Consider the following 20,672-nt stretch of genomic DNA (forward strand, 5'->3'; position numbering starts at 1 on the left):
GTGCGGCGCCGGGGGCCGACGCGGCCGGCGGTGCGGTGAGCAGCGTCGCGGCCAGGACGCCGGGGAGCAGCCCGGCGAGGGCGGCGCGGCGGGCGGCGGACGTGCGGGTGGGGAGGGGTGCAGCGCTACGTGAGGTCACGGTGGCGGCTTCCTGTCGGGGTCAGGGATGGTCGGCAGAATGTCACGATCTGGTCACGGTCCGGTCAGTAAGTAGATGAGACCTCTCTCATGCGCGGCGGGCGGCGCGACCCGTCGGGTCCGCCCGCAGGTCCGGCTCCTCGGGCGCGCCGGCGCTCCCGAGGTCCCGGGTCGGGTCCTTGCCCGCACGGGCACCGGCATGACACGCTGGCGTGAGAGCGCTCTCTCAGATCCGGTCCGCACGGTCGCGGACCGCGAGGACGTGCGCCCGACGAGTCCGCCGCACCACCCGACGCAAGGAACCCGCATGTCCCTGCAGGTCGCCGCACCCCTGTCCGCCACCGACGCCGGCCCGGTCACCGGACGGACCCTCGACATCGAGGGCCGGCCGTTCTACCAGATCACCGCGTACGACCAGATCCCGCCGTTCTTCATGACGCTCGTCGGCGCGAGCGACCTGTGGGTCTTCATCTCGAGCAGCGGCGGCCTGACCGCCGGCCGCGTCGAGGCCGAGCACGCGCTGTTCCCGTACTACACCGAGGACAAGGTCGCCGAGGGCGCCGGCCGCACGGGCGGGCTCACGCTGCTCCGCGTCACCGGTCCCGACGGGGCCACGACCGTCTGGCAGCCCTTCGCCGAGACGCGCCCGGGCGACCCCGCGGCCCGGCGCACGCTGTCCAAGGACTACCTCGGCACGACCCTCGTCTTCGAGGAGGTCCGCCCCGACCTCGGTCTGCGCGTGCGCGTCACGTGGCAGACCAGCGCCCGCTACGGCGTCGTGCGCACGGTCGAGCTCACCTCGACGTCGGACGAGCCGGTCGAGATCGAGGCGGTCGACGGGTTCGTCAACCTGCTTCCCGCGGGTGCGACCGTCCAGGTCCAGAACGAGCTCAGCTCGCTGCTCGACGCGTACAAGCGCAGCGAGGTCGACGGCGCGACGGGCCTCGGCATCCTGTACCTGAACTCGAAGCTCACCGACAAGTCCGAGCCCAGCGAGTCGCTGCGCGCGAACGTCGCGTGGTCCCTGGGCCTCGAGGCCGCCGACCGCCTCGTCTCGACGCGCCAGCTGCGGGCGTTCGCCGCCGGGCAGCCCGTGCACGGCGAGGTCGACGTGCGCGGCGAGCGCGGCGCCTACCTCGTGCGGACCGGGCTCACGCTCGCGCCCGGGGAGACGCGTCGCTGGCAGGTCGTCGCCGACGTCGAGCACAGCGCCGCCGACGTCGTCGCGCTGCGCACCGAGCTCGCCGAGCCGGCCGCCGTCGCGCAGCGCCTCGCCACCGACGTCGAGGAGACCCGCACCGCGCTCGAGGCCCTGCTCGCGACGGCCGACGCCGCGCAGCTCACGGGCGACGAGCTCGCCGCCGCGCACCACAGCGCCAACGTCCTGTTCAACACCATGCGCGGCGGCGTGCCCGTCGACGGCTACACCGCCGAGGCCGAGGACGTGCGCCGCTTCGTCGCCGAGCGCAGCCCGCGGACCGCCGAGCGCTGCGCGGACCTGCTCGCGGACCTCCCCGAGCGCTTCGGCATCGACACGCTCGTCGCGCTCGCGGACTCCCACGGCGACGCGGACCTCGGCCGGCTCGCGCGCGAGTACCTGCCCCTCATGTTCAGCCGCCGCCACGGCGACCCGAGCCGTCCCTGGAACAAGTTCCGGATCGCGCTGCGCGACGCCGACGGCCGCACTCGCGTGGACTTCCAGGGCAACTGGCGCGACATCTTCCAGAACTGGGAGGCCCTCGCCTGGTCGTTCCCGGAGTACGTCGAGTCGATGGTCACGGTGTTCCTCGACGCGACCACCGCCGACGGCTACAACCCGTACCGGATCTCGCGCCAGGGCATCGACTGGGAGGTCCCCGAGCCCGAGAACCCGTGGGCCAACATCGGGTACTGGAGCGACCACCAGGTCGTCTACCTGCTCAAGCTCCTCGAGACGTCCCGGCGCTTCCACCCCGGGCGGCTCGACGCGCTCGTCGACCGCGCGGTCTTCACGCACGCCGACGTGCCGTACCGGATCGCGTCGTACGCGAAGACCCTGGAGGACCCGTACGACACGATCGCGTTCGACGACGCCGCGCAGGCGGCCATCGAGCGCCGGGTCGAGCGTGAGGGCGCCGACGGGCGGCTCGTGCACGGGCCCGACGGCGAGCTCGTGCGCGTGACGCTCGCCGAGAAGCTGCTGCTGCTGCTCGCCGCGAAGCTCGTCAACCTCGTGCCCGAGGGCGGGATCTGGATGAACACCCAGCGCCCCGAGTGGAACGACGCGAACAACGCGCTCGTCGGGCGCGGGCTGTCGGTCGTGACGCTCGCCTACGTGCGGCGCTACCTCGACGTGCTCCGCGACCTGCTCACCTCCGACGTGACGGTGACCAGCGAGCTGCGCGCGCTGCTCGCGGACGTGCACGACGCCCTCGCGCGGCACGCCCGCGGCACCGAGACCGGCTTCGACGACGCGGCCCGCCTCGCGGTCATGGACGAGCTCGGCGCCGCGGGCACCGCCTACCGGGCACGCGTGTACGACGGGTTCAGCGGCGCGGTGACCCCGGTCGACGCGGTGGACGTGACCGCGCTCCTCGACGTCGCGCAGCGCTACGTCGACTCCGGGCTGCGGGCCAACCGGCGCGCCGACGCGCTGTCCCACTCCTACAACCTGCTCGACCTGCGCGCGGACGGCGCCGGGGTGCGGCGGCTCAGCGAGATGCTCGAGGGGCAGGTCGCGGTGCTGTCCTCCGGGGTGCTGAGCCCGGCCGAGGCGGTCGAGCTGCTCGACGGGCTGCGGCGGTCCGCGCTGTACCGGGCGGACCAGCACAGCTACATCCTCTACCCCGACAAGGAACTGCCGAGCTTCCTCGACCGGAACACCGTGGCCGCGGCGGACGCCTCCCGGGTGCCGCTGGTCGAGCGGCTCGTCGCGGCGGGGGACCGCTCGGTCGTGCTGCGCGACGTGGCGGGCGACGTGCACTTCGCGCCCGACATCCACAACGCGGGCGACGTCGCGGCGGCGCTCGACCGGGTCGCGGTCGACGTGTCCGAGGAGGACCGGGCGGCGCTGCTCGGGCTGTTCGAGGACGTGTTCCACCACGCCGAGTTCACGGGCCGGTCCGGCACCTTCTTCGCGTACGAGGGGCTCGGCTCGATCTACTGGCACATGGTCTCCAAGCTGCTGCTGGCGGTGCAGGAGAACCACGACCGCGCGGTGGCGGAGGGCGCGGACGCGGGCGTCGTGCGCCGGCTCGCGGAGATCTACGAGGACGTGCGTCGCGGGCTCGGGTACTGCAAGACCCCGGAGGTGTACGGCGCGTTCCCGATCGACCCGTACTCGCACACCCCGGCCGGCAAGGGCGCCCGCCAGCCCGGCATGACCGGGCAGGTCAAGGAGGAGGTGCTCACGCGCCTCGGCGAGCTCGGGCTGCGCGTCGAGGACGGCCGGGTCGTGTTCCGGCCGGTGCTGCTGCGCGCCGAGGAGTGGACGAGCGCCCCGGCGACGTTCCGCCACCTCGACGTCACCGGCGCGACGCAGCACGTCGAGCTGCCCGCGGGGTCACTCGCGTTCACGTTCTGCCAGGTGCCGGTCGTGTACCGCCGGGCTGCCGCCGGTGCGCCGACGACCGTGACGGTCGCGCGGGCCGACGGGTCGACGGTCACGCTGCCCGACGCGGCGCTCGACGCCGGGCTGAGCGCCGAGGTGTTCCGGCGCACCGGCGAGGTCGTGCGGATCACGGTCGAGACGCCGGGGCCGGCCGCCTGACCGGGTCGCCCGACGCGGCGGGACCCCCCACCGCGTCGGGCGCTGGTCCGGCCCCCGACGCTGACGGTCCACCCACCGCGTCGGGCGTCCGGACCTCGGCCCCGGCGGCCGCGCGCAGGGGCGCCCCATCGTGCGGAGCTCGCGGACGCGCCCCCGCACGTCCCTGCGGCGAGCGCACGCTGGTGCGGTGGATCTGGGCGCGGCGTGGGCGGTCGTCGGAGCGCTGATCGGCGCGACGGGGACGTTCCTCGGCGTCGTGGTGACGCAGCGCGAGACCCTCCGTCGCGAGCTGCACGTGCGGCGGTGGGAGGACGGTGCGCGGGCCTACGTCGACCTGGTGTCCTGGACCGCGTGGGTCGAGCACTGGTACATCGTCGGCGCGCCCGACAAGTACGAGCGGCCCCGCACCGTCGAGATGGCGCGGACGGCCGCCCGCATCACGGCGTTCGGCGACGCGGAGACGGGCTCGCGGGCGTACGACCTGCTGCGGCTGCTCAGCCCGCACGTCAGCGCCCAGGACATCAGTGGCCGCCCGCCGCCCCCGGAGGAGATCCGGGTGCTCGCGCGCGACCTCGCGGACCGGGCCCGGGACCGGCTCACGCGCGGTCCGCTGCGGACGTAGTCGGGCGCCGACGGGTCCGGCGGGCCGCGCCGAGCACGGGTGCCCTGTGCGAGGACCGCAGGCCCGACCGGGTGCGCGGCCTCAGACCCGGCCGCGTGCGCTCCACGCCGACGCGCAGACCTCGAACGGTGCCGTCGGCAGGAGCGCCGCGCACCGGTCACGCAGCGCGGCGCGGCCGTCGGCGTCGAGGCTCGCGACGTGCGCCCCGGCGGGCCCGACCCCGAGCGTGAACGGCTCCCACCAGTCGTCGAACGACGCGAACGGCACCGTGACGCTCAGGCACGACGACTCGACGTCGGCGATCCCCGCCGCGGCGAACAGCTCGGCGAGGTGCCCGGCGCGCGCGCCGGCGAGCCCGGACTCGTCGCGCGCCGCGGGCGTGAGCTCGTGGACGGCACCCCAGAACGTCGCGAGCGGGCTGCCCCCGCCTGCGTGGTCCCACACGCACGCCGCGACGACGCCACCGGGCCGGGTCACGCGCGCCATCTCGCGCAGGCCGCGGACCGGGTCGGTCAGGAAGTGGACGACGAGCTGGGCCAGCGCTGCGTCGACCGTGTCGTCGTCGAGGGGGAGGTCCTCGGCGGACGCCGCGCGCACGTCGACGCCGGGGAGCCGCGCGCGGACGGCCTCGACGAACGGCGGTGAGGGCTCGACCGCGTGCACCGCGCCGGCACCGAGGCGCTCGACGAGCTCGGCGGTGAGCGCCCCCGGGCCGCAGCCGACGTCGAGGGCGCGCATCCCGGCCCGGACGCCCGCCCAGTCGGCGAAGCGCGCGGCCAGCGGCCCGGAGAAGCGGCCCATGAACCGGTCGTAGGCGTCGGCGGCGACGTGGAAGGTCACCTCTCGAGGTTAGGGCCCCGTGCCGCGGTGCCACGTGCCGATGCGTGCACGGCGCCGTCGGGCTCTCGTGCTGGCGTCCCACGCACGTGCGTTGGGGGACGCCGGGGCGGGGTCAGCGCTGGGCGCCCGCGAGCGTGCCGGTGACCTGGCCGTCCGGCGAGGAGACGAAGCACAGGATCTCGCGGTCCTCGTTCTGGTCCCACGAGACCTGCGTCGGGAAGAACGACGCCAGCTCGAGGACGGACTCGTCGTAGGACATGCCCACGAACGTCGCGAACTCGTCGTAGCAGAAGGAGTCGGCTGCCTCGGCGACCGCCTCGTCACCCGGGTAGTCGCCCTCGGGCAGGTCCGTGCGCGCGTACGCCTCGCTGTCGTGCGGCTCGCCGCAGGGGACGGTCGGCACGGAGGAGACCTCCTCGACCTCCTCGGTGACGGTCTGGTTGAGGCAGTCGCCGACCTTCAGCGAGAAGACGTCCGCCTCGCTCGACTCGACGATCTCCCCGGACGCCTCGTCGCGGACGGCCGGGTCGGCCGCGGGCTCCAGCAGGGCGCAGCCGGTGAGGCCGACGAGCGCCGCGGCGAGCAGGAGGGTGGAGGTCACGCGGGGGCTGAGGGTGCGCATCGTCGTCTTCTCGATCGGGGGTGAGCGCACCGATCGACGCGCCCGCGCGAGGCTAGCGAGCCCGTGCGGCGACACACCCGGTGTTCTGGTCACGATTCGGCTGCGGGCGGGTGAACTGCGCGTCGCCGGTACGCCGCACGCCGTTCGCGTCGGGTCGGCCGCGCGGGAGGGCGGGTCGACGCTGGGTCCGGCGGTCGCCCCGGGTCCGTGCCCGGCGTCAGCTGCAGTAGTCGCAGACGCCCGTCGCCGGCAGGACCATCGAGCACGTCGGGCACAGGACCGGGGCGGCCTCGCGGGTGGCGGTGGACCGCGGCGTGGTCGTGCGGGGCGTCGACGTGCGCGGGGCCCGGGGTGCCTTGACGGGGGCCGCGCGGACGACGCCGGCCGGTTCGGTCACCTCGAAGCCGCGCTTGCGCAGGATCGCGACGGCGTTGGCCATGCCGCTGCTGAACGCGTCGGGCGTCGCGAGGCGTCCGGTGGCGAACCGGTGCGCGACGCCGAGGACCGCCGTCGCGTCGTAGGGGCGCCCGTCGTGGAGCAGCGCGTACCCCGGCGTCGGGGCGAACCCGTAGAGGTTCAGGAACGCGTCGCCGCCGCGCTCGTCGTACTCGGCGAGGGCCTGCAGGACGTGCTGCCGCGACACGGAGGAGAAGGTGGCCACGGACAAGGAGCCTAAGCGGGGCCCCGACCTCGCCGCACACCGCGCGCCCCGTCGTGCGCCGGGTGCGCGGTGCGCGGGACCCGGCTCAGGCCACGACGACGACCTTCCCCGCGACGTGCCCGCCCGCGACGTGCTCGATCGCGGCGGCGGCCTCGGCCAGCGGGTAGGTCCGCTCGACCACCGGGGTCAGCGCGCCGGCATCGACCAGCTCGGTCAGCGCGACGAGGTCGGCCGTGGTCGGGGACATGGTGAACGGCCGGATCGTGTGCGCGCCGACGAGCGACAGCACCGCGCCGCGCGCCATCCGGGGGAGCGGGCCGAGGACGGGCCCGCCGTGGCCGCTGTTCATCAGCAGCGTCCCGCGGGGCGTCAGCAGCCGGCGCAGGCGCCGCAGCGGGGTGCTCGCGACGTTGTCGAGGATCACGTCGTACCGCTCGGGGCGGTCGGTGACCTCCTCGCGCGTGTAGTCGACCACGTGCGACGCGCCGAGCCCGCGCACGAGCTCGACGTTGCGCGTGCTGCACACCCCCGTCACGTCGGCGCCGAGCGCCACCGCGAGCTGCACGGCGGCGTGCCCGACCCCACCGGACGCGCCGATCACCAGCACCCGCTGCCCGGGGCCGACCTCGGCTACCTGCAGCGCGCGCCGCGCGGTCAGCCCGACCATGGGGACGGCACCGGCCTGGGCGAACGTCAGCCGCTCCGGCTTCGGGGCGAGCACGGTGTGCGGCAGCCGGGCGTACTCGGCGTACGAGCCCGTCGTCTTCCCGAAGTCGCCCTCGCCGTACACGTCGTCGCCGGGACGGAACGCCGACACGTCCGCGCCGACCGCCACGACGGTGCCGGCGACGTCCTGGCCGCGCGTCGCGGGCTTCGGGCGGCGCAGGCCGAGGACGAGCCGCATCATCGCCGGGCGCCCGGTCGTCAGGAACACGTCGGCGGGGTTCACGCCCGCCGCGCGCACCCGCACCAGCACGTCGCCCGGCCCGAGCGCCGGCACCGGGACGTCGCGCACCGCGAGCACCTCGGACGGCGTCCCGTAGCGGTCCTGCGTGACCGCGGACATCGTGCGCGGAAGGCCCTCGGCGGTCATCACTCCACCGTCCGCAGGATCTGCTCGATCGACGTGGTCCGGCTGCGGAGCTCAGCGACGTCCGCCGCGGTGCGCTGCTGGGCGTCCATCGTCTTCTCGGCGAGCTGCTCGTACCGGTCGACGAGCTGGCGGAGGTCGTTCTCCCGGGCGGCGTCGATCTTCATCTTCCGGTTCTCGGACACGAATGCGATGACGGCCGCCGTGAGGAGGAAGACGAACAGGACGATGCCGAGGGTCAGGACGACGTTCGGCCAGGGGTTCGGCGCCGGCAGCGCGAGGCTCAGGTGGGTCACGTGGGCTCCTTCGGGGCGGGACCCGCGGCGGGGTCCGACGGGGTGAGGGTCGACGCGGCCACGGCCAGCGTCCCGGGGGTCAGGCTGAGCGCGAAGTCGGCGACCTCGAAGAACTTCATGGCCTTGCCGTCGGCGGAGAGCTCGAGGGTGCCGACCACGAGCCCGACGGCCTCGAGCCGCTGCAGGTGCATGTGCAGGAGCGGGCGGCTGATGCCGATCTCGCGGGCCAGGTGGCTGACGTAGTCGCGACCGGTGGTCGTCAGCGTGGCGAGGACGCGCAGGCGGATCGGGTTGGCGAGCGCGGACAGCACGGCGACGAGCTCGTCGCCGGTGGGCGGGGATGCTGTCATCGGGCTCCGTCATGTGTCAGATGTTCCTTACACGTGGAACGTAGCGCGGTCGAAGCGCCGAGGCAAGGCGCCGACGACGACGGTGGGCGTCCAGGTGCGGGGCGGTCTGCAGGGCTCCGGGGTCGCTGCCGGCGCGCTGCATCGATCAGGCGCTGCGGCCGTACCCGAACACGTGCAGGCTCACGACGTCGACCTCCCGGCGCGCTTCGCCGAAGAAGGCGCCGAGGCGGCGGCGGACGCTCGCGAACGGTCGTTCTCGAGCCGAGCCGGCCTCGTTCCAGTTGGCGTTCGGGACGACCAGGAAGAGGTGGTGCGCGTTCGGCGAGATGTGCGCCTTCCAGAGGTCCTTCAGGTCGTGGTTGTTCGTCGTCGTCCCGCCGCGCTCGACCTCGGCGATGATGCCCCGGCTCGGGGCGAGCGCATAGAAGAAGTCGGGGCGCGCACGAGTGACGTAGCCCTCGCTCTCGGGAACGACGACCTCCTCGCCGAACCCGAGCCGCTCCTTCAGCAGCGACGAGACGATGAGCTGCACCGCGCTGCTCTGCGCCCGGTAGACGTGCACGAGGTCGATGTCGGCGGCATGCTCCTGGAGGTGGTGACGGAGCTCCTCGGCGAGGACGTCGACCCTCGCGAGCTCGAGCTCCTCGTCGGGAGTCAGGGCGCTGCGCACGAAGCGAGCAACCTGGATGTCCACGGTCGCAGCTTCACAGCTGTGATCTGCTGGAGCTAGGGCTGATCGGGTGGGCGGCCGGGACGCCGGGACGCGGTCCGCCGCGCCGGTGCGCGTGCTGGCGCCGTGTCGCTACAGACGGCTCGTCCGAGAGCCGATCCCCTTGCATGAGCGAATACGAGACGAAGGCCTGGCGCGCCTACGGCAAGGACCGCACCTACGTGATCGACGCGGCCACCGGTGTCCAGGTCGGGTACCGCGACAACGTCAGCGGGACTCTCGTGCCCACCGACAGCACCACGGCCCGGGTTCTGACTCGGTGGGCGGAGCTCGCCGGGGACGGCATCGCGTTCCCCGAGCAGCGGTCGGAGAAGACGCCGCCGACGGCCGCACCGGAGGAGCCGGTCACCGCAGCGCCCGTGCTGGACGACGACCTGAGCCTCCACCCGGCCGGCCATGCGGCCCGGGCGCGGGCGGTGACCGAGCTCGCGGCGCGCAAGGCCGCGGTCGGGCGGTTCCGCACCTGGCTCGGCCGGGTGTTCGACGTGCACACGGACGAGCGCGCCTGGCGCATCGGGGCCGACGCGGAGGAGTCCATCGGTCGGGAGCTCGAGCGCCTCGTGCCGCACGGGTGGCGGGTCCTGCACGCGGTCCCGGTCGGCGCGGGCGACTCGGACATCGATCACGTGCTGGTCGGCCCTCCCGGAGTCTTCACCGTCAACTCCAAGCACCATCCCGGGGCGAACGTGTGGGTGGTGTCGAAGCAGGTCCGCGTGAAGAACCAGCCCGTGCCGTACCTCCGGAACTCCCGGCACGAGGCCGCACGCGCGGCAAGGCTGCTCAGCGCAGCCGTCGGCTTTCCCGTCGCGGCGACGTCGGTGCTGGTGTTCCGTCTCGGATCGGGGTCTCTGACGATCCGCGAGCACCCGGGCGACGTACTGGTCTACCGGGCGACGAAGGCGTTCCCGTCCTTGCGGAAGCTGCCGCCGGTGCTGACGGCGGAGCAGGTCGACGCTGTCTACGACGCCGCGCGGTGGAGGTCGACATGGCAGCCGCCCACGGACGGTGGGCGTCGCGCGGCAGGGCAGGCTTGACCGCTGTTGCCGAGCCGTGGCGATGCGGAGGCGTTCCTCGGGGTCGATGACGTGGGTCGTGGTCGTCCGTTCCCAGGACGATCTGCACCCAGGAGACGTTCCCGGCGAACCGGCTGTTCTCCGTCGACGGCGACGAACTCGAGACAGCCGTACCCCTCGGAGTCGGGCGTCGGCCACTCGACCTACCGGGACCTCATCGGCCTCGCGTCAGCGGGTGGTCGGCTACGAGGAGCTGTCGTCCGAGAGCTCCTTCGCCGCGGCCTTGATGTCTCGCGCGGCGACGTCGTCGATCGCGCCCTCGACGATGGCGTCGGCCTTGGCGAGTGCCTTGCGGATCTCGACGGCGCCGGGATCGGAGACGAGCGCGAGGATCCCCGAGTGGCCCCGTGCGATCGAGTCCTCGAGCTCGTCTGCGAGCTCGCTGCGGTGGTGCAGCTGACGGAGCTTGCCGGCCGCTGCCCCGGTGGCTCCCAGCGCTGCGGCACTGCCGAGGATCGAGGGCGGGAAGATCACGCCCAGGGCGACGCCGCCGACGACGCCCCACCTGAGCCCGGAACGCGTGCTGTGGTCGGTCGCCTTCTGGATCTCGAGCGTGCCGTCGGCCTCGCGCTTCACCACGACGACTCCGTCGATGGCGACGGTCCGCCCGTCCTCGACCGACTTCAGCGCCTCGTAGGCGTCCCACGCGGTCGAGGTGTCCGCGAAGTCGGCGACGAGCACGGTGTAGGCCCCGTCGGTCGCGGCGATGACGTGCGCGTCCTGCGAGGAAGGGCTGGCGGTGCTGTCCGACATGGGGTGCTCCTGGTGTCTGGCCCGGAGGCGGCTCGTAGCCACGATCACCACGACGACCTGAGGGTGGTGGAACTGGTGCGGGGACGACTCTCCGCTCGACGTGCACGCGTGCGGATCACCCGTTTCGGGCGGTGGTCCCTGGCGACGATCGGATGTGGTGGTCCGGCGTCGGCAGCGCAGTACTAGGACAGCAGCGGGGCCGCTAGGGGGAGCGCCGAGGCAACGGCACCGCGATCCCTCACGCCGGGCGGCTCGAGCTGCGGCGCTGGCTCGCGGGCAGCGAGCCTCTCGTGGTGCTGTGCGCCACGCCGAACTGCTGCCACCACGCCCGACCGGAAACCGCGCCGGCCGGCACGACGAAGGGCCCGTGACCTGCATGTCTGCAGGTCGCGGGCCCTTCGACCGGCGGAGGATGGGGGATTCGAACCCCCGAGGGCTTTCACCCAACACGCTTTCCAAGCGTGCGCCATAGGCCACTAGGCGAATCCTCCCGGCCGCACGAGGATACCGGAGGTCGCGCCCGCTGCCGAACGGCTCACCCGCCAGCCGCGTCGGCGGTCCCGGATGCGCCCGCGCCGCCTCGCCGCCGGGGCCGCGCCCGCACGTGCATCCGCTCGCCCTGCCGCCCGAACAGCGACAGGAACTCCACGGGCTCCCCGACGACGGCGGGCCCGAACCAGTGCGGCGTGCGGGTGTCGAACTCGGCGACCTCGCCGGCCTCGAGGACGATGTCGTGCTCCCCGAGGACGACGCGCAGCCGGCCGTGCAGCACGTACATCCACTCGTAGCCCTCGTGCACCTTGGGCTCGGGCTGGGGGAGCGGGTCCTGCGGGGCGATGTGGTGCTGGAACGCGCGCGGTCCGCTGGCCTGGCGGCTGAGGGGAACGGTCGTGAGGTAGCCGTGGGTGGTCGGGCGGCCGTGCACGCGGGGGTCGCCGGTGGGCGGGGCGCCGACGAGGTCGTCGAGCGCGACGTTGTGGGCCTTGGCCAGCGGCAGGAGCAGCTCGAGGGTCGGGCGGCGCTGGCCGGACTCGAGCCGGGAGAGCGTGCTGAGCGAGATCCCGGTGGCGGCGGCGAGCTGGGTGAGCGTCACGCCGCGGCGCAGCCTCTGGGCGCGGAGCCGGGGGCCGACGCCGGTGAGCACCTGGTCGAGGTCGTCCGTCATGCCGCCATCTTGCTGTTCCGGCAAGGAGTGTTGTCAAACGGTGCCGTGCGCGCGACAGTCGACCCATGAACACGAGAACGAGTCCCAGCAAGGAGTCGGGCGACCTGCTCGACGCGCTCGTCATCGGCGGGGGAGCGGCCGGCCTGAGCGCCGCCGTGACGCTCGGCCGCGCGCACCGCTCGGTCGTCGTCGTCGACGCCGGCCACCCGCGCAACGCCCCCGCGACGCACATGCACAACTTCCTCTCGCGCGACGGCATGAACCCCGCCGAGGTCCTCGCGATCGGGCGCGACGAGGTCGCCCGCTACGGCGGCACGGTCCTGAGCGGTCTCGCGGTGGACGCGGCGCGGCACGACGACGGCACCTTCACCGTGACGCTCGACGACGGCCGCACCCTCCGCTCGCGCCAGCTCGTCGTCGCCACCGGCCTCACCGACCGGCTGCCCGACGTCCCCGGCGTCGCCGAGCGGTGGGGGCGCGACGTCCTGCACTGCCCCTACTGCCACGGGTGGGAGGTCAGCGGCCAGTCGATCGGCGTCCTCGGGCGCGGCCCGTTCTCGGTGCACCAGGCGCTGCTGTGGCGGCAGTGGAGCGCGGACGTGACGCTCTTCCTCGACGAGCTGACCGAGCTCGCCGACTCCGCGTGGGAGGAGCTCGCGGCGCGCGGCGTCCGCGTCGTCGAGGGCGCGGTCGAGCGGCTCGAGGTCGCCGACGACCGGCTCACCGGCGTGCGGCTCGCGAGCGGGCAGGTCCTTCCCGTCGACGCGCTCGTCGTCCCCTCGCGGATGCACGCGAACGCCGACCTCCTCGCGCGTCTCGGCGTGGCGACCGAGGACGTCGAGATGCAGGGGACGGTCGTCGGCTCGCGCGTCCCGACCGGTCCGATGGGTGCGACGGACGTCCCGGGCCTGTGGGTCGCGGGCAACACCGCCGACGTGGCGGCCCAGGTGATCGTCGCCGCGGCCGACGGCGTGCGCACCGGCGCGGCCGTGAACTTCGCCCTCGTCGCGGCCGACACGCAGGCCGCCGTCGCGCAGCGCCGCGAGCCGTTCTCCGCACAGGCCGAGCGCGAGCTCGACGACCGCCGGACCGGTGCGGGTCTCCGTGGGCTGGGGGTGGCCTGATGACGACGCAGCACCCCGCAGGCGACCACGACCCGGCGCACCACCACGGGGCCCACGCCGTGCCCGACGACGCGCCGGAGGCTCGCGAGACCTCGGCCCCGGCGCCGCACGGTCACGCCCACACCCACGCCGGGCCCGACGACGACGTCCCCGTCTTCGACGCCGACTTCTGGGAGAACCGCTACCGCTCGATGCCGCGCGTCTGGAGCCGCCGCCCCAACGCGCACCTCGTCACCGACACCGCCGCGCTGCCGCCGGGCCGCGCGCTCGACGTCGGCTGCGGCGAGGGGGCCGACGCCCTGTGGCTCGCCGAGCGTGGCTGGCAGGTGCTGGCCGTCGACCTCTCGCCGACCGCGCTCGTCCGCGCCGCCGAGCATGCCGCGGAGCAGGGGCCCGAGGTCGCCGGCCGCATCGTCTGGCAGGAGGCGGACCTCACGGCGTGGACGCCGCCCGCAGGAGAGTTCGACCTCGTGACCGCGCACTTCGTGCACCTGCCCGCCGGCACCCGCGAGGGCGTGCTCGCGGCGCTCGCGGACGCTGTGGCGCCGGGCGGCACGCTGCTCTACGTCGGGCACGACGTGTCGGACCTGGACACGACGATCGGCCGACCCAACGTGCCGCACATGTTCTGGGCCGCCGAGGACGTCGCGGCGGCGCTCGACCCGGCGGCGTGGACGGTCGAGGTCGCCGAGGCCCGCCCGCGCGACGCCACCGACGCCGAGGGCCGGACCGTCCGCATCCACGACGCGGTCACCCGGGCACGCCGCCGGTGATCCACGGGGCGGCGCCCTGTCCGCAGGCGGGCCCGCTCCGGTAGACCTGGGCTGCTGCAGTCGACGGACCAGGAGAGGCGGACCCGTGCGATCGGACCAGACCGAGATGGCCAGCTCGTGAGCACGAGCGGTGGCGCGGCCGCGGGTGCCGCGGACGAGCGTCGGACGCTCGTCCGGTCCATCGCGGCCGCCGCGGTGCTGGGTACGGCCGCCGTGGTGTGGGGCGTGGCCGCACAGTCGCGGGTCCTGATCTTCGACGGCGTGTTCGTGCTGCTCGGGATCGTGCTGTCGGCGCTCTCGCTCGTGGCCTCGAGAGAGGCGTCGTCCGGGCCCACCGCGCGCTTCCCGTTCGGCAAGCGCGCGGTGACCCCGCTCGCCATCGCCGTCCAGGGGGCGGCACTGCTCGGCACGCTGCTCTTCGCGGCCGCTGACGCGGTCGCGATCATCGTCGGCGGCGGCTCGGACGTCGCTGCGGGGACGGTCGTCGCGTACGGGCTCCTCACGATGACCTGCTCGTTCGCCGTCGGCAGATGGCTCGGACGGGGCGCGACGGGTTCCGACCTGGTGGCTGCCGAGGTCGCCCAGTGGCGTGCCGGAACCGTCCTGAGCCTGGTGTACGCGGTCGGGGCGGCGTTGGCCCTGCTGCTGAGTCGCTGGGCGCTCGACGCGGTCGTGCGCTACGTCGACCCGGGGCTCGTCCTGCTCGCGTGCCTCGTCCTCGCGCCGATCCCCCTGCGCCTGCTGCGCGACGCCGGTCTCGAGCTCCTCGAGGCGGCGCCGCCCGAGCCTGTGCGTGCGGCGCTCGCCGATGCCGTCGCCCGGGCCCGGGCCGAGTTCGCACTGCCCGAGCCGTTCGTGCGCGCGACGAAGCTCGGCGAGCGGCTCTACGTCGAGATCGACTTCGTGGTCGCCGAGGGGACGTGGGACGTCGAAGGGGAGGACCGGGTCCGCCGCTCGCTGATCGGGGCGCTCGAGGAGCTCGGGTACGAGCTGTGGGCGAACGTCGAGCTCACCACGGACCCGGCGCTCGCCCGCTGACGACCGCGCCTCGGCCGTGCCTTCCACGGTCTGAGGTGCACGCTCGGGACGCGGACCCTCCGCCCGTGGGGGGCCACCGCCCCCGCGGTCACCGGCTGTCGCGTGCCGCCTGTCGCCGGGCGCCGGCCGCGAGCGACGAGGCGTCGCGCTTGAGGTCACCGGTCGTGGGCTGGTGCTCGCGCGCCGTGCCGCTGCCGGTCGGGGCGCCGGCGGACGGTGCCGTCCCCGGGCCCGTCGAGCGGTTCGCCCGGGCGTCGGCGAGGCGCTGGTCCCGCAGCTCCTCGGCCGCCTTCCTCGCGCGCACCTCGAGCGCACCGCTCACCCGGGCCAGCGCGTCCTCGAACACCTCGGCCCGCTGCCGCGCCCGCGCGTTCCTGGGCCGCGACATGCCGCGGCCCCCGTGCTCCTCGACGCCGGCGCTCGCCTTGCGGCGGTAGTTCTTCTGGTGCTTGCGGCGGGCCCGGCGCACGCGTGAGTGGAGGGCGATCAGCTCGTCCTCGTCGAGTGCGGCGAGGCGGTCGGGCTCGGTCTCCCGCACCAGGTCGCGCTGCTTCTCCTTCAGCACGCTCGTCAGCTCCGACACGTCAGCCCCCTCGGTGGTCGGTGAGCGACCGGGCCGCTCTGCCCGGTCCCACCGAGACCGATCCCACCACGGGGGGCGCCGAGCGGCGTCGGGCGCTGCGGCCCTGGTGCCTCAACGGGCAGCGCTGCCGCGGGCAGGGCTCTCCTCCTCGACGTGCGCCGCGCGAGGACGTCGCCCCCATCCCCGGCACCCGACGCGTCGCCCGGGTCGAGGAGAACACCGCCGCCGACGCCGTCGAGCTCACCCCCGACCAGCTCCGGCGCCTGGACGGCCTCCAGCCCGCCGCCGGGGACCGGCACGACGAGTCCAACATGGCGACCATCGACCGCTGAGCCGGCCCCCGCAGAGCTCCGCGTGAGGTTCCGTGCAGGCCGCGCGCGGGTCCTGCCGACTGCGCGCGGCGCCCGGACGCCGCTGGCTAGCGTCCGGGCATGCCCTCGCCCGCGACCCCCGCCCGACGACGGCCCTCCCTGGTCTGGCGGTTCGGCGCGCTCACGGTGCTCGCGCTCCTCCTGACGGCGGCCGTCGTCGAGGGGCGCCGTCCGCCGTCCGCCGTGACCCGTCCCGTCGCGCAGGTGCTCGCCGAGCTCCGCGCGCTGCCGGGGGTCGCGCACGCAGCCGTGCGGCTCACCCGACCCGGTGACGGCCCGCCGTTCGACGCCCTCGCGCCCGACGGAATCGACGAGGAGGCCGCGCGCGAGCCGGGCGCGTGGCTCGCGACGCTCACGGTCGAGCCGCACACCACCCTGACGACCCCCGAGGCGGTCGACCTCGCCGAGCGCGTCGACACCGTCCGGGAGCGGGCCGCCGCGCGCACACCGACGTCCGCGCTCGCGTGGGACATGTGGCTGCGCACCGGTGCCGACGCGCGGGCGACCGAGGTGCGGCTCACGGGGACCACGGACGCCGGGGAGGCCGTGCGTGCGGCGCGGGCACTGGCCGACCGTGACGGCGTGCGGCGGGTGCGCGTCGCGGACGAGGACGCGGACGTCGTCGTGGTCCGCGTGGCGCACGCCGCCGGGGTGGCGTCCGCCGCCGCCCGCGAGGGGCTCGAGCTCGTCCGTGTCACGACCGACGACGCGCGGGGCGACGTCCGTGTCGTCTTCCCCCAGGAGGCGCTCGCGGACCCGTTCGTCGAGCTCGCCTCGGCCGTCGAGCTCGTGCCGTCCGTGAGGTGGGTCGCGCTCGCCGACCAGGGCGACCTCCTCGGGGCGTCGCTGTCGGTCGAGGTCGCCGACGACGCGGCGGTCGACCGGGTCGACCGCTGGTTGCGCGCGCCCGACCGGGCGCTCAGCTCGGGCCGGACGGTGTCCTACGACCTGCGCTCGCCCGGGCGCACGTCGTCCGGGTACGTGGGCGGCGTCGAGCCTGAGCGGTCCGCCGAGCCGGTGCCGGGCGAGCCGTCGGTGCCGGCCGTGCCCGACGACCCGGCCGCGGGCACGTCGGCGGCGCCGAGCCCGTCGTCGTACCCGGACGACCCGGCGGCCCCGGCGTGCGCGGGTGCCGACCTCGACGTGCGGCTCGGCTGGCGGGACGCCGCGACGGGCGCGCGCTTCCTCCAGCTCGTCGCGACGAACGTCTCCGGGCGGCCGTGCGCCGTCGAGGGGATGCCCGGGCTGGGCTTCCGTGGCAGGTCGGGCGACCCGGTCGAGGACGTGACGATCGTGCCGCGGGCTGACGCCGTGACCCCGGTGCGGCGCGTCGTCGTGCCGCCGGGCGCCGACGTCCGCACGGGCCTCGAGTGGGGGATGACGTCGATCGGGCCGTACAGCGACCCCGCGGCGCACGTGCTGGTCACGGCCGTCCCGGGCGGCGAGGTCGTCGACCTCCCGGTCACCGACCCCGGCGGGACGGCGGACTGGCTCGACCTGGTCGACGGCGCCGTGGTCGACGTGTGGCCGTGGGACGCCGGCACCGGGACGTGGGGCTAGGAGCCGCCGGACCGGGAGGGCTGGGCGGTCCCCCGCGCCGGGCGTGCACCGCCTCGGAGCGGCCGCGCGTCTCCTCGCACGTCCGCGCACGGCCTCGCAGCGGCCGCGCACCTCCTCGGGCGGGCCGCGCAGGACTCACCCCGGCGTGTGCCAGCGGTGCACCGTCCCGTCGGCGAGCACGAGGAGCCCGCGCGTGCCGCGCAACGTCGCGACCCACTCGACGGCCGACGTCCCGTGCGCGACGGCGGCGCGGGCCCACACGTCGGACCACACGAGCGAGGACCCCACGACGGTCGCCGCGACGACCGTCGGCTCGGCGATCCCCGACCGCAGGTCGACCACGTCGGCGTCGCCGCTCACCGCGGTCGCGACGCCGCCGTCGTGCACCGGGAGGGTCGCGAGCACGAGCCGGCGGTCGCGCGGGTGCTCGATCTCGACGTGCCACGGCTCGGCGTCGAGCAGCGCGGGGCCCGCTCCGTCGCTCGAGCGGGTCGCCCGCCCGGGGACGGCGTCGGCAGGACCGGACGCCGCGGGCCCGGTGGTGTCGTCCGGCGGGTGCTCGCCGCGCAGCAGCAGGTCGCCCCCCGCCTCGACCGCGAACGCGACCCCCGGGACGCCGTCGAGGTGCCGGGCCGCGCGGTCCAGCGCCCACGTCGTGACGAGCGCCCCCGGCGCGAACCGTCCGTCGGCGCCCGCAGCCCCGGCCCAGGCGTCGACCGCGCCCTCGGTGCGCACGTGCGCGGCGACGCAGGTCTCGTGGAGCTCGCGCAGCACAGGGTTCGCCTCGGCGAGCGACAGCTCGCCCCGCGCGAGCCGGCTCAGCTCGGAGGTCGGGCGGCCCGCGCCCACGAGCCGCTCGACGGCGGACAGCTCCGCGAACAGCGAGCGCGCGGCCCCGTCGGCCTCGGGTCCCCGCGCCGCCGGGCCCCGCGCGTGCACCGTGACCGTGACGCCGAGGACCTGGCGGACCCAGTCGCGCCGCTCAGTGCCGCCGTGCCCCGCCGGATCGACGACCAGCGCGCGGGCGCCCGGCTCGACGCGCGCGTCCCGGGCGTCGGTCGGGCTCGGGGCGGCGACGAGCGCGAGTCGTGAGCGGCTCTCGGTCGCAGGGGCGCGGGAGGCGGTCCGGCTCGTCGTCGTCGTCATCCCTCGACGTTTCCCGGACACCCTGGGACGAACCTGGCGTGAACCTGGGAGCAACCTGGGGATCGGGCGGTCGAAGGACTGCGTTAGGCTTGTCGTCGACCCCTCGTGCGGCGTCATCTCGCTGAACCCCCCCAGGGCCGGAAGGCAGCAAGGGCAGGTGAGCTCTGGCGGGTGTGCGGGGGGTCCTTGCATGTCCCGCGCCGCCACCCGCCGTCGCGCCGCGCACCCGCGCCGCCACCCGTCGTCGCCCCGCGCACCCGCTCGCGACCGCTGCGACGCCGCGCACCCGCTCGCGACCGCTGCGACGCCGCGCACACCGTCGCGACCGCTGCGACGCCGCGCACACCGTCGCGACCGCTGCCACGCCGCGCACACCGTCGCGACCGCTGCCACGCCAGCCGCCTGATCGCCCGACCTCGGCCGTCGCGGAACCGTCCCGTCGACGCGAGGTCCGGAACCGCCCTCGCGTATCAGGCGGGCCACGCCGGTCTCTGCCCCTGTGCGCGACCGGGTGCGCGTGCGCGACGAGGCGCCGCCGCAGCACCGGCCGCTCGGACCGAGGGGTTGAGGACATGCCGGTTCGCCCGTCCTACGTCGAGCTCCGCATCCACGGGGTCTCCGGGACGACGCCCGAGGACATGCTCGGCACCACGCAGGTGGAGGACGTCGCGGGGGACGCGCTCGTGCGCTTCGTGCGCGCCGCCGAGCCGACCGCCCGCGACCTGCCCGGTGGCGGGGTGCTCGAGGCGGTGAGCTGGGGGCGGCTCACCTCCGGGCTCGCCGCGCAGGCCGCCTGGGTCGTCATGCTGCCGTTCGCGCTCGTCAACCTCGCGATGTGGACGAGCCGGTCCTTCACGGCGACCGGCTCCCGGCCGAGGTCCGCACGCACCGGTGCGACGCGGGCCGCCGCCTCGCGCGGGTCCGTGCGGCTGCTCGGGCTCACGGTCACCGTCGTCGTCACGCTCGCGACCGCGCTGCTCGCGATGGACCTCGTCGCGTGGCAGTGCGGCCGGGTCGCGTGCGCCGCGGTCAGCGACCGGCTCGCGTTCGCCGAAGGGTGGTCGCGCGGCGCGCGCGTCGCCGTCGCCTCCGCCGTGCCCGTCGTCGTGCTCGCGGCGATCGCGTGGCTCTCGCACCGCGTGAGCCTGCGCTACGAGGCGGCGTCGCCGTCCGACCTCACCGCACCGGGGGCAGCCCGGGGTACGGGCGGTGCGAGCGCGACGTCCGGTGCGCACGCGGGCGCGAGAGCGGCGGCCGGCCCCGCGACGAGCCCGTCCCCGGACCCGGCCTCCCGCGTGGAGCAGCAGCCCACGCTGTTCTCGCCGCTCATGTGGCACGCGGAGCCGATGGTGCAGCGCCTGCGGTGCGTGCACCTGAGCGTCGGGTGGGCGTCCGTCGGGGTGCTGCTCGTGTGGGCCGTGCGGGACCAGGTCGGCGACGCGGTGCTGCGCGGCGGCGCGGACTCCGCGCTGTGGTGGTCGGCGTCGGTGTGCCTCGTGCTGGTCGTCGTCGCGGGCGCACTGCTCGTGGCGCTCCCGACTCGGTGGGTCGCCTGGACCGAGCGACCGCTCCGGCGCCAGGGTTCCGTCGCGACCGCGCTCCAGGTGCTCGCGCTCGCGGGCGTCGGTCTGGCTGCGGCGTCGTTCGCGCGGACCGTGGACGGGCTCGCGGAGGACGTGACCGGACCGATCCCCGGGCTCGGGGGCGTGCTCGCGGTCGTCGTGTGGGTGCAGGTCGGGGTGCTGCTCCTGCTCGGCGGCGTGCAGCTGAGCTGGTCGCGGATCGACCACGCCGTCCGCCGGGCGGCCGGGCGGCTGCTGGACCGCCTCGTCCCGCGGCGCCTGCGCTCCGCGCGGACCGCGTGGTCGGCCGTGCGGCACCCCGTGCGCACCGCGCGGCACCTGGGCGCACGGCACAGGGACCGGCGGCGGGCCGGCGCCGCCGACCGCGTCGAGCCGCAGCCCGGCCGCCCGCGGCGCACGCTCGTGG

General features: G+C 75.4%; 19 protein-coding genes, 1 tRNA gene, 1 other RNA gene and 1 pseudogene. 10 read left to right on the forward strand and 12 right to left on the reverse strand.

Annotated features, from left to right (window positions below; genetic code table 11):
* The first annotated feature begins 445 nt into the window (after positions 1 to 445).
* Both AB6N24_RS18160 and AB6N24_RS18165 read left to right on the forward strand, forming a co-directional pair.
* Complete coding sequence (locus AB6N24_RS18160; protein WP_412870790.1) at positions 446 to 3,886, forward strand: hypothetical protein; 3,441 nt, start codon at positions 446 to 448, stop codon at positions 3,884 to 3,886.
* Between the two features lie 187 nt (positions 3,887 to 4,073).
* Positions 4,074 to 4,508 (forward strand): hypothetical protein, encoded by a 435-nt coding sequence (locus AB6N24_RS18165; RefSeq protein ID WP_412870791.1) that lies wholly within the window; start codon positions 4,074 to 4,076, stop codon positions 4,506 to 4,508.
* Between the two features lie 81 nt (positions 4,509 to 4,589).
* On the opposite strand, the gene AB6N24_RS18170 is transcribed toward AB6N24_RS18165, so the two are convergent.
* From AB6N24_RS18170 to AB6N24_RS18200, 7 genes are all read right to left on the reverse strand, one after another.
* Complete coding sequence (locus tag AB6N24_RS18170) at positions 4,590 to 5,348, reverse strand: class I SAM-dependent methyltransferase (RefSeq protein ID WP_412870792.1); 759 nt, start codon at positions 5,346 to 5,348, stop codon at positions 4,590 to 4,592.
* 112 nt (positions 5,349 to 5,460) lie between these two features.
* On the reverse strand, positions 5,461 to 5,949 hold the full coding sequence (locus AB6N24_RS18175) for a septum formation family protein (protein ID WP_412870793.1): 489 nt from the start codon (positions 5,947 to 5,949) through the stop codon (positions 5,461 to 5,463).
* Between the two features lie 238 nt (positions 5,950 to 6,187).
* Positions 6,188 to 6,631 (reverse strand): ScoMcrA-related endonuclease, encoded by a 444-nt coding sequence (locus AB6N24_RS18180; protein WP_412870794.1) that lies wholly within the window; start codon positions 6,629 to 6,631, stop codon positions 6,188 to 6,190.
* Positions 6,632 to 6,716: 85 nt separating this feature from the next.
* On the reverse strand, positions 6,717 to 7,724 hold the full coding sequence (locus AB6N24_RS18185; protein ID WP_412870795.1) for an NAD(P)-dependent alcohol dehydrogenase: 1,008 nt from the start codon (positions 7,722 to 7,724) through the stop codon (positions 6,717 to 6,719).
* Complete coding sequence (locus AB6N24_RS18190) at positions 7,724 to 8,017, reverse strand: hypothetical protein (RefSeq protein ID WP_412870796.1); 294 nt, start codon at positions 8,015 to 8,017, stop codon at positions 7,724 to 7,726. Before AB6N24_RS18190 ends, AB6N24_RS18185 begins: the two co-directional genes overlap by 1 nt.
* Positions 8,014 to 8,367 (reverse strand): ArsR/SmtB family transcription factor, encoded by a 354-nt coding sequence (locus tag AB6N24_RS18195; protein WP_412870797.1) that lies wholly within the window; start codon positions 8,365 to 8,367, stop codon positions 8,014 to 8,016. Before AB6N24_RS18195 ends, AB6N24_RS18190 begins: the two co-directional genes overlap by 4 nt.
* A gap of 145 nt (positions 8,368 to 8,512) precedes the next feature.
* A complete protein-coding gene (locus AB6N24_RS18200; RefSeq protein WP_412870798.1) occupies positions 8,513 to 9,061 on the reverse strand; it encodes a hypothetical protein in 549 nt (182 codons plus the stop codon).
* Between the two features lie 143 nt (positions 9,062 to 9,204).
* Here AB6N24_RS18200 and AB6N24_RS18205 point away from each other — a divergent pair, with 143 nt between their 5' ends.
* Positions 9,205 to 10,131 carry a nuclease-related domain-containing protein gene (locus AB6N24_RS18205; protein WP_412870799.1) on the forward strand — a complete coding sequence of 309 codons (927 nt, stop codon included), beginning with the start codon at positions 9,205 to 9,207 and terminating at the stop codon, positions 10,129 to 10,131.
* A 222-nt stretch (positions 10,132 to 10,353) separates the two neighbouring features.
* On the opposite strand, the gene AB6N24_RS18210 is transcribed toward AB6N24_RS18205, so the two are convergent.
* The 3 genes from AB6N24_RS18210 to AB6N24_RS18220 all read right to left on the reverse strand — a co-directional run bounded on the left by AB6N24_RS18210 (position 10,354) and on the right by AB6N24_RS18220 (position 12,088).
* Positions 10,354 to 10,923: a DUF1269 domain-containing protein gene (locus AB6N24_RS18210; protein WP_412870800.1), complete on the reverse strand. Its 570-nt coding sequence runs from the start codon at positions 10,921 to 10,923 to the stop codon at positions 10,354 to 10,356.
* A 406-nt stretch (positions 10,924 to 11,329) separates the two neighbouring features.
* Positions 11,330 to 11,414, reverse strand: a tRNA-Ser gene (locus tag AB6N24_RS18215).
* 44 nt (positions 11,415 to 11,458) lie between these two features.
* Complete coding sequence (locus AB6N24_RS18220; protein ID WP_412870801.1) at positions 11,459 to 12,088, reverse strand: helix-turn-helix domain-containing protein; 630 nt, start codon at positions 12,086 to 12,088, stop codon at positions 11,459 to 11,461.
* Positions 12,089 to 12,153: 65 nt separating this feature from the next.
* On the opposite strand from AB6N24_RS18220, the gene AB6N24_RS18225 reads away from it, so the two are divergent.
* The 3 genes from AB6N24_RS18225 to AB6N24_RS18235 all read left to right on the forward strand — a co-directional run bounded on the left by AB6N24_RS18225 (position 12,154) and on the right by AB6N24_RS18235 (position 15,023).
* Positions 12,154 to 13,212 carry an NAD(P)/FAD-dependent oxidoreductase gene (locus AB6N24_RS18225; RefSeq protein ID WP_412870802.1) on the forward strand — a complete coding sequence of 353 codons (1,059 nt, stop codon included), beginning with the start codon at positions 12,154 to 12,156 and terminating at the stop codon, positions 13,210 to 13,212.
* Positions 13,212 to 13,985, forward strand: coding sequence for a class I SAM-dependent methyltransferase (locus AB6N24_RS18230; protein WP_412870803.1), 774 nt, complete (start codon positions 13,212 to 13,214; stop codon positions 13,983 to 13,985). The genes AB6N24_RS18225 and AB6N24_RS18230 overlap by 1 nt, the downstream gene beginning before the upstream one ends.
* Before the next feature lie 117 nt (positions 13,986 to 14,102).
* Positions 14,103 to 15,023 carry a cation efflux transmembrane domain-containing protein gene (locus AB6N24_RS18235; RefSeq protein WP_412870804.1) on the forward strand — a complete coding sequence of 307 codons (921 nt, stop codon included), beginning with the start codon at positions 14,103 to 14,105 and terminating at the stop codon, positions 15,021 to 15,023.
* Positions 15,024 to 15,111: 88 nt separating this feature from the next.
* Here the strand turns inward: AB6N24_RS18235 and AB6N24_RS18240 are convergent, their stop codons facing one another.
* The gene (locus AB6N24_RS18240; RefSeq protein WP_412870805.1) at positions 15,112 to 15,606 is read right to left on the reverse strand and encodes a hypothetical protein; all 495 of its coding nucleotides are present in this window, start codon (positions 15,604 to 15,606) and stop codon (positions 15,112 to 15,114) included.
* Between the two features lie 20 nt (positions 15,607 to 15,626).
* Here AB6N24_RS18240 and AB6N24_RS18245 point away from each other — a divergent pair, with 20 nt between their 5' ends.
* Both AB6N24_RS18245 and AB6N24_RS18250 read left to right on the forward strand, forming a co-directional pair.
* On the forward strand, positions 15,627 to 15,938 hold the full coding sequence (locus tag AB6N24_RS18245; RefSeq protein WP_412870806.1) for a hypothetical protein: 312 nt from the start codon (positions 15,627 to 15,629) through the stop codon (positions 15,936 to 15,938).
* A 99-nt stretch (positions 15,939 to 16,037) separates the two neighbouring features.
* Positions 16,038 to 17,537 carry a DUF4232 domain-containing protein gene (locus AB6N24_RS18250; protein ID WP_412870807.1) on the forward strand — a complete coding sequence of 500 codons (1,500 nt, stop codon included), beginning with the start codon at positions 16,038 to 16,040 and terminating at the stop codon, positions 17,535 to 17,537.
* A 135-nt stretch (positions 17,538 to 17,672) separates the two neighbouring features.
* Here the strand turns inward: AB6N24_RS18250 and AB6N24_RS18255 are convergent, their stop codons facing one another.
* Positions 17,673 to 18,683: an FAD:protein FMN transferase gene (locus AB6N24_RS18255; protein WP_412870808.1), complete on the reverse strand. Its 1,011-nt coding sequence runs from the start codon at positions 18,681 to 18,683 to the stop codon at positions 17,673 to 17,675.
* 94 nt (positions 18,684 to 18,777) lie between these two features.
* Here AB6N24_RS18255 and ffs point away from each other — a divergent pair.
* Positions 18,778 to 18,874: signal recognition particle sRNA small type (gene ffs, locus AB6N24_RS18260), an RNA gene on the forward strand.
* A 381-nt stretch (positions 18,875 to 19,255) separates the two neighbouring features.
* A pseudogene (locus AB6N24_RS18265) lies at positions 19,256 to 20,672 on the forward strand (hypothetical protein); the annotation flags it as partial.

The sequence above is a fragment of the Cellulomonas jepli genome (assembly GCF_047229345.1).
In the GTDB taxonomy this organism is placed as follows: domain Bacteria; phylum Actinomycetota; class Actinomycetes; order Actinomycetales; family Cellulomonadaceae; genus Cellulomonas_A.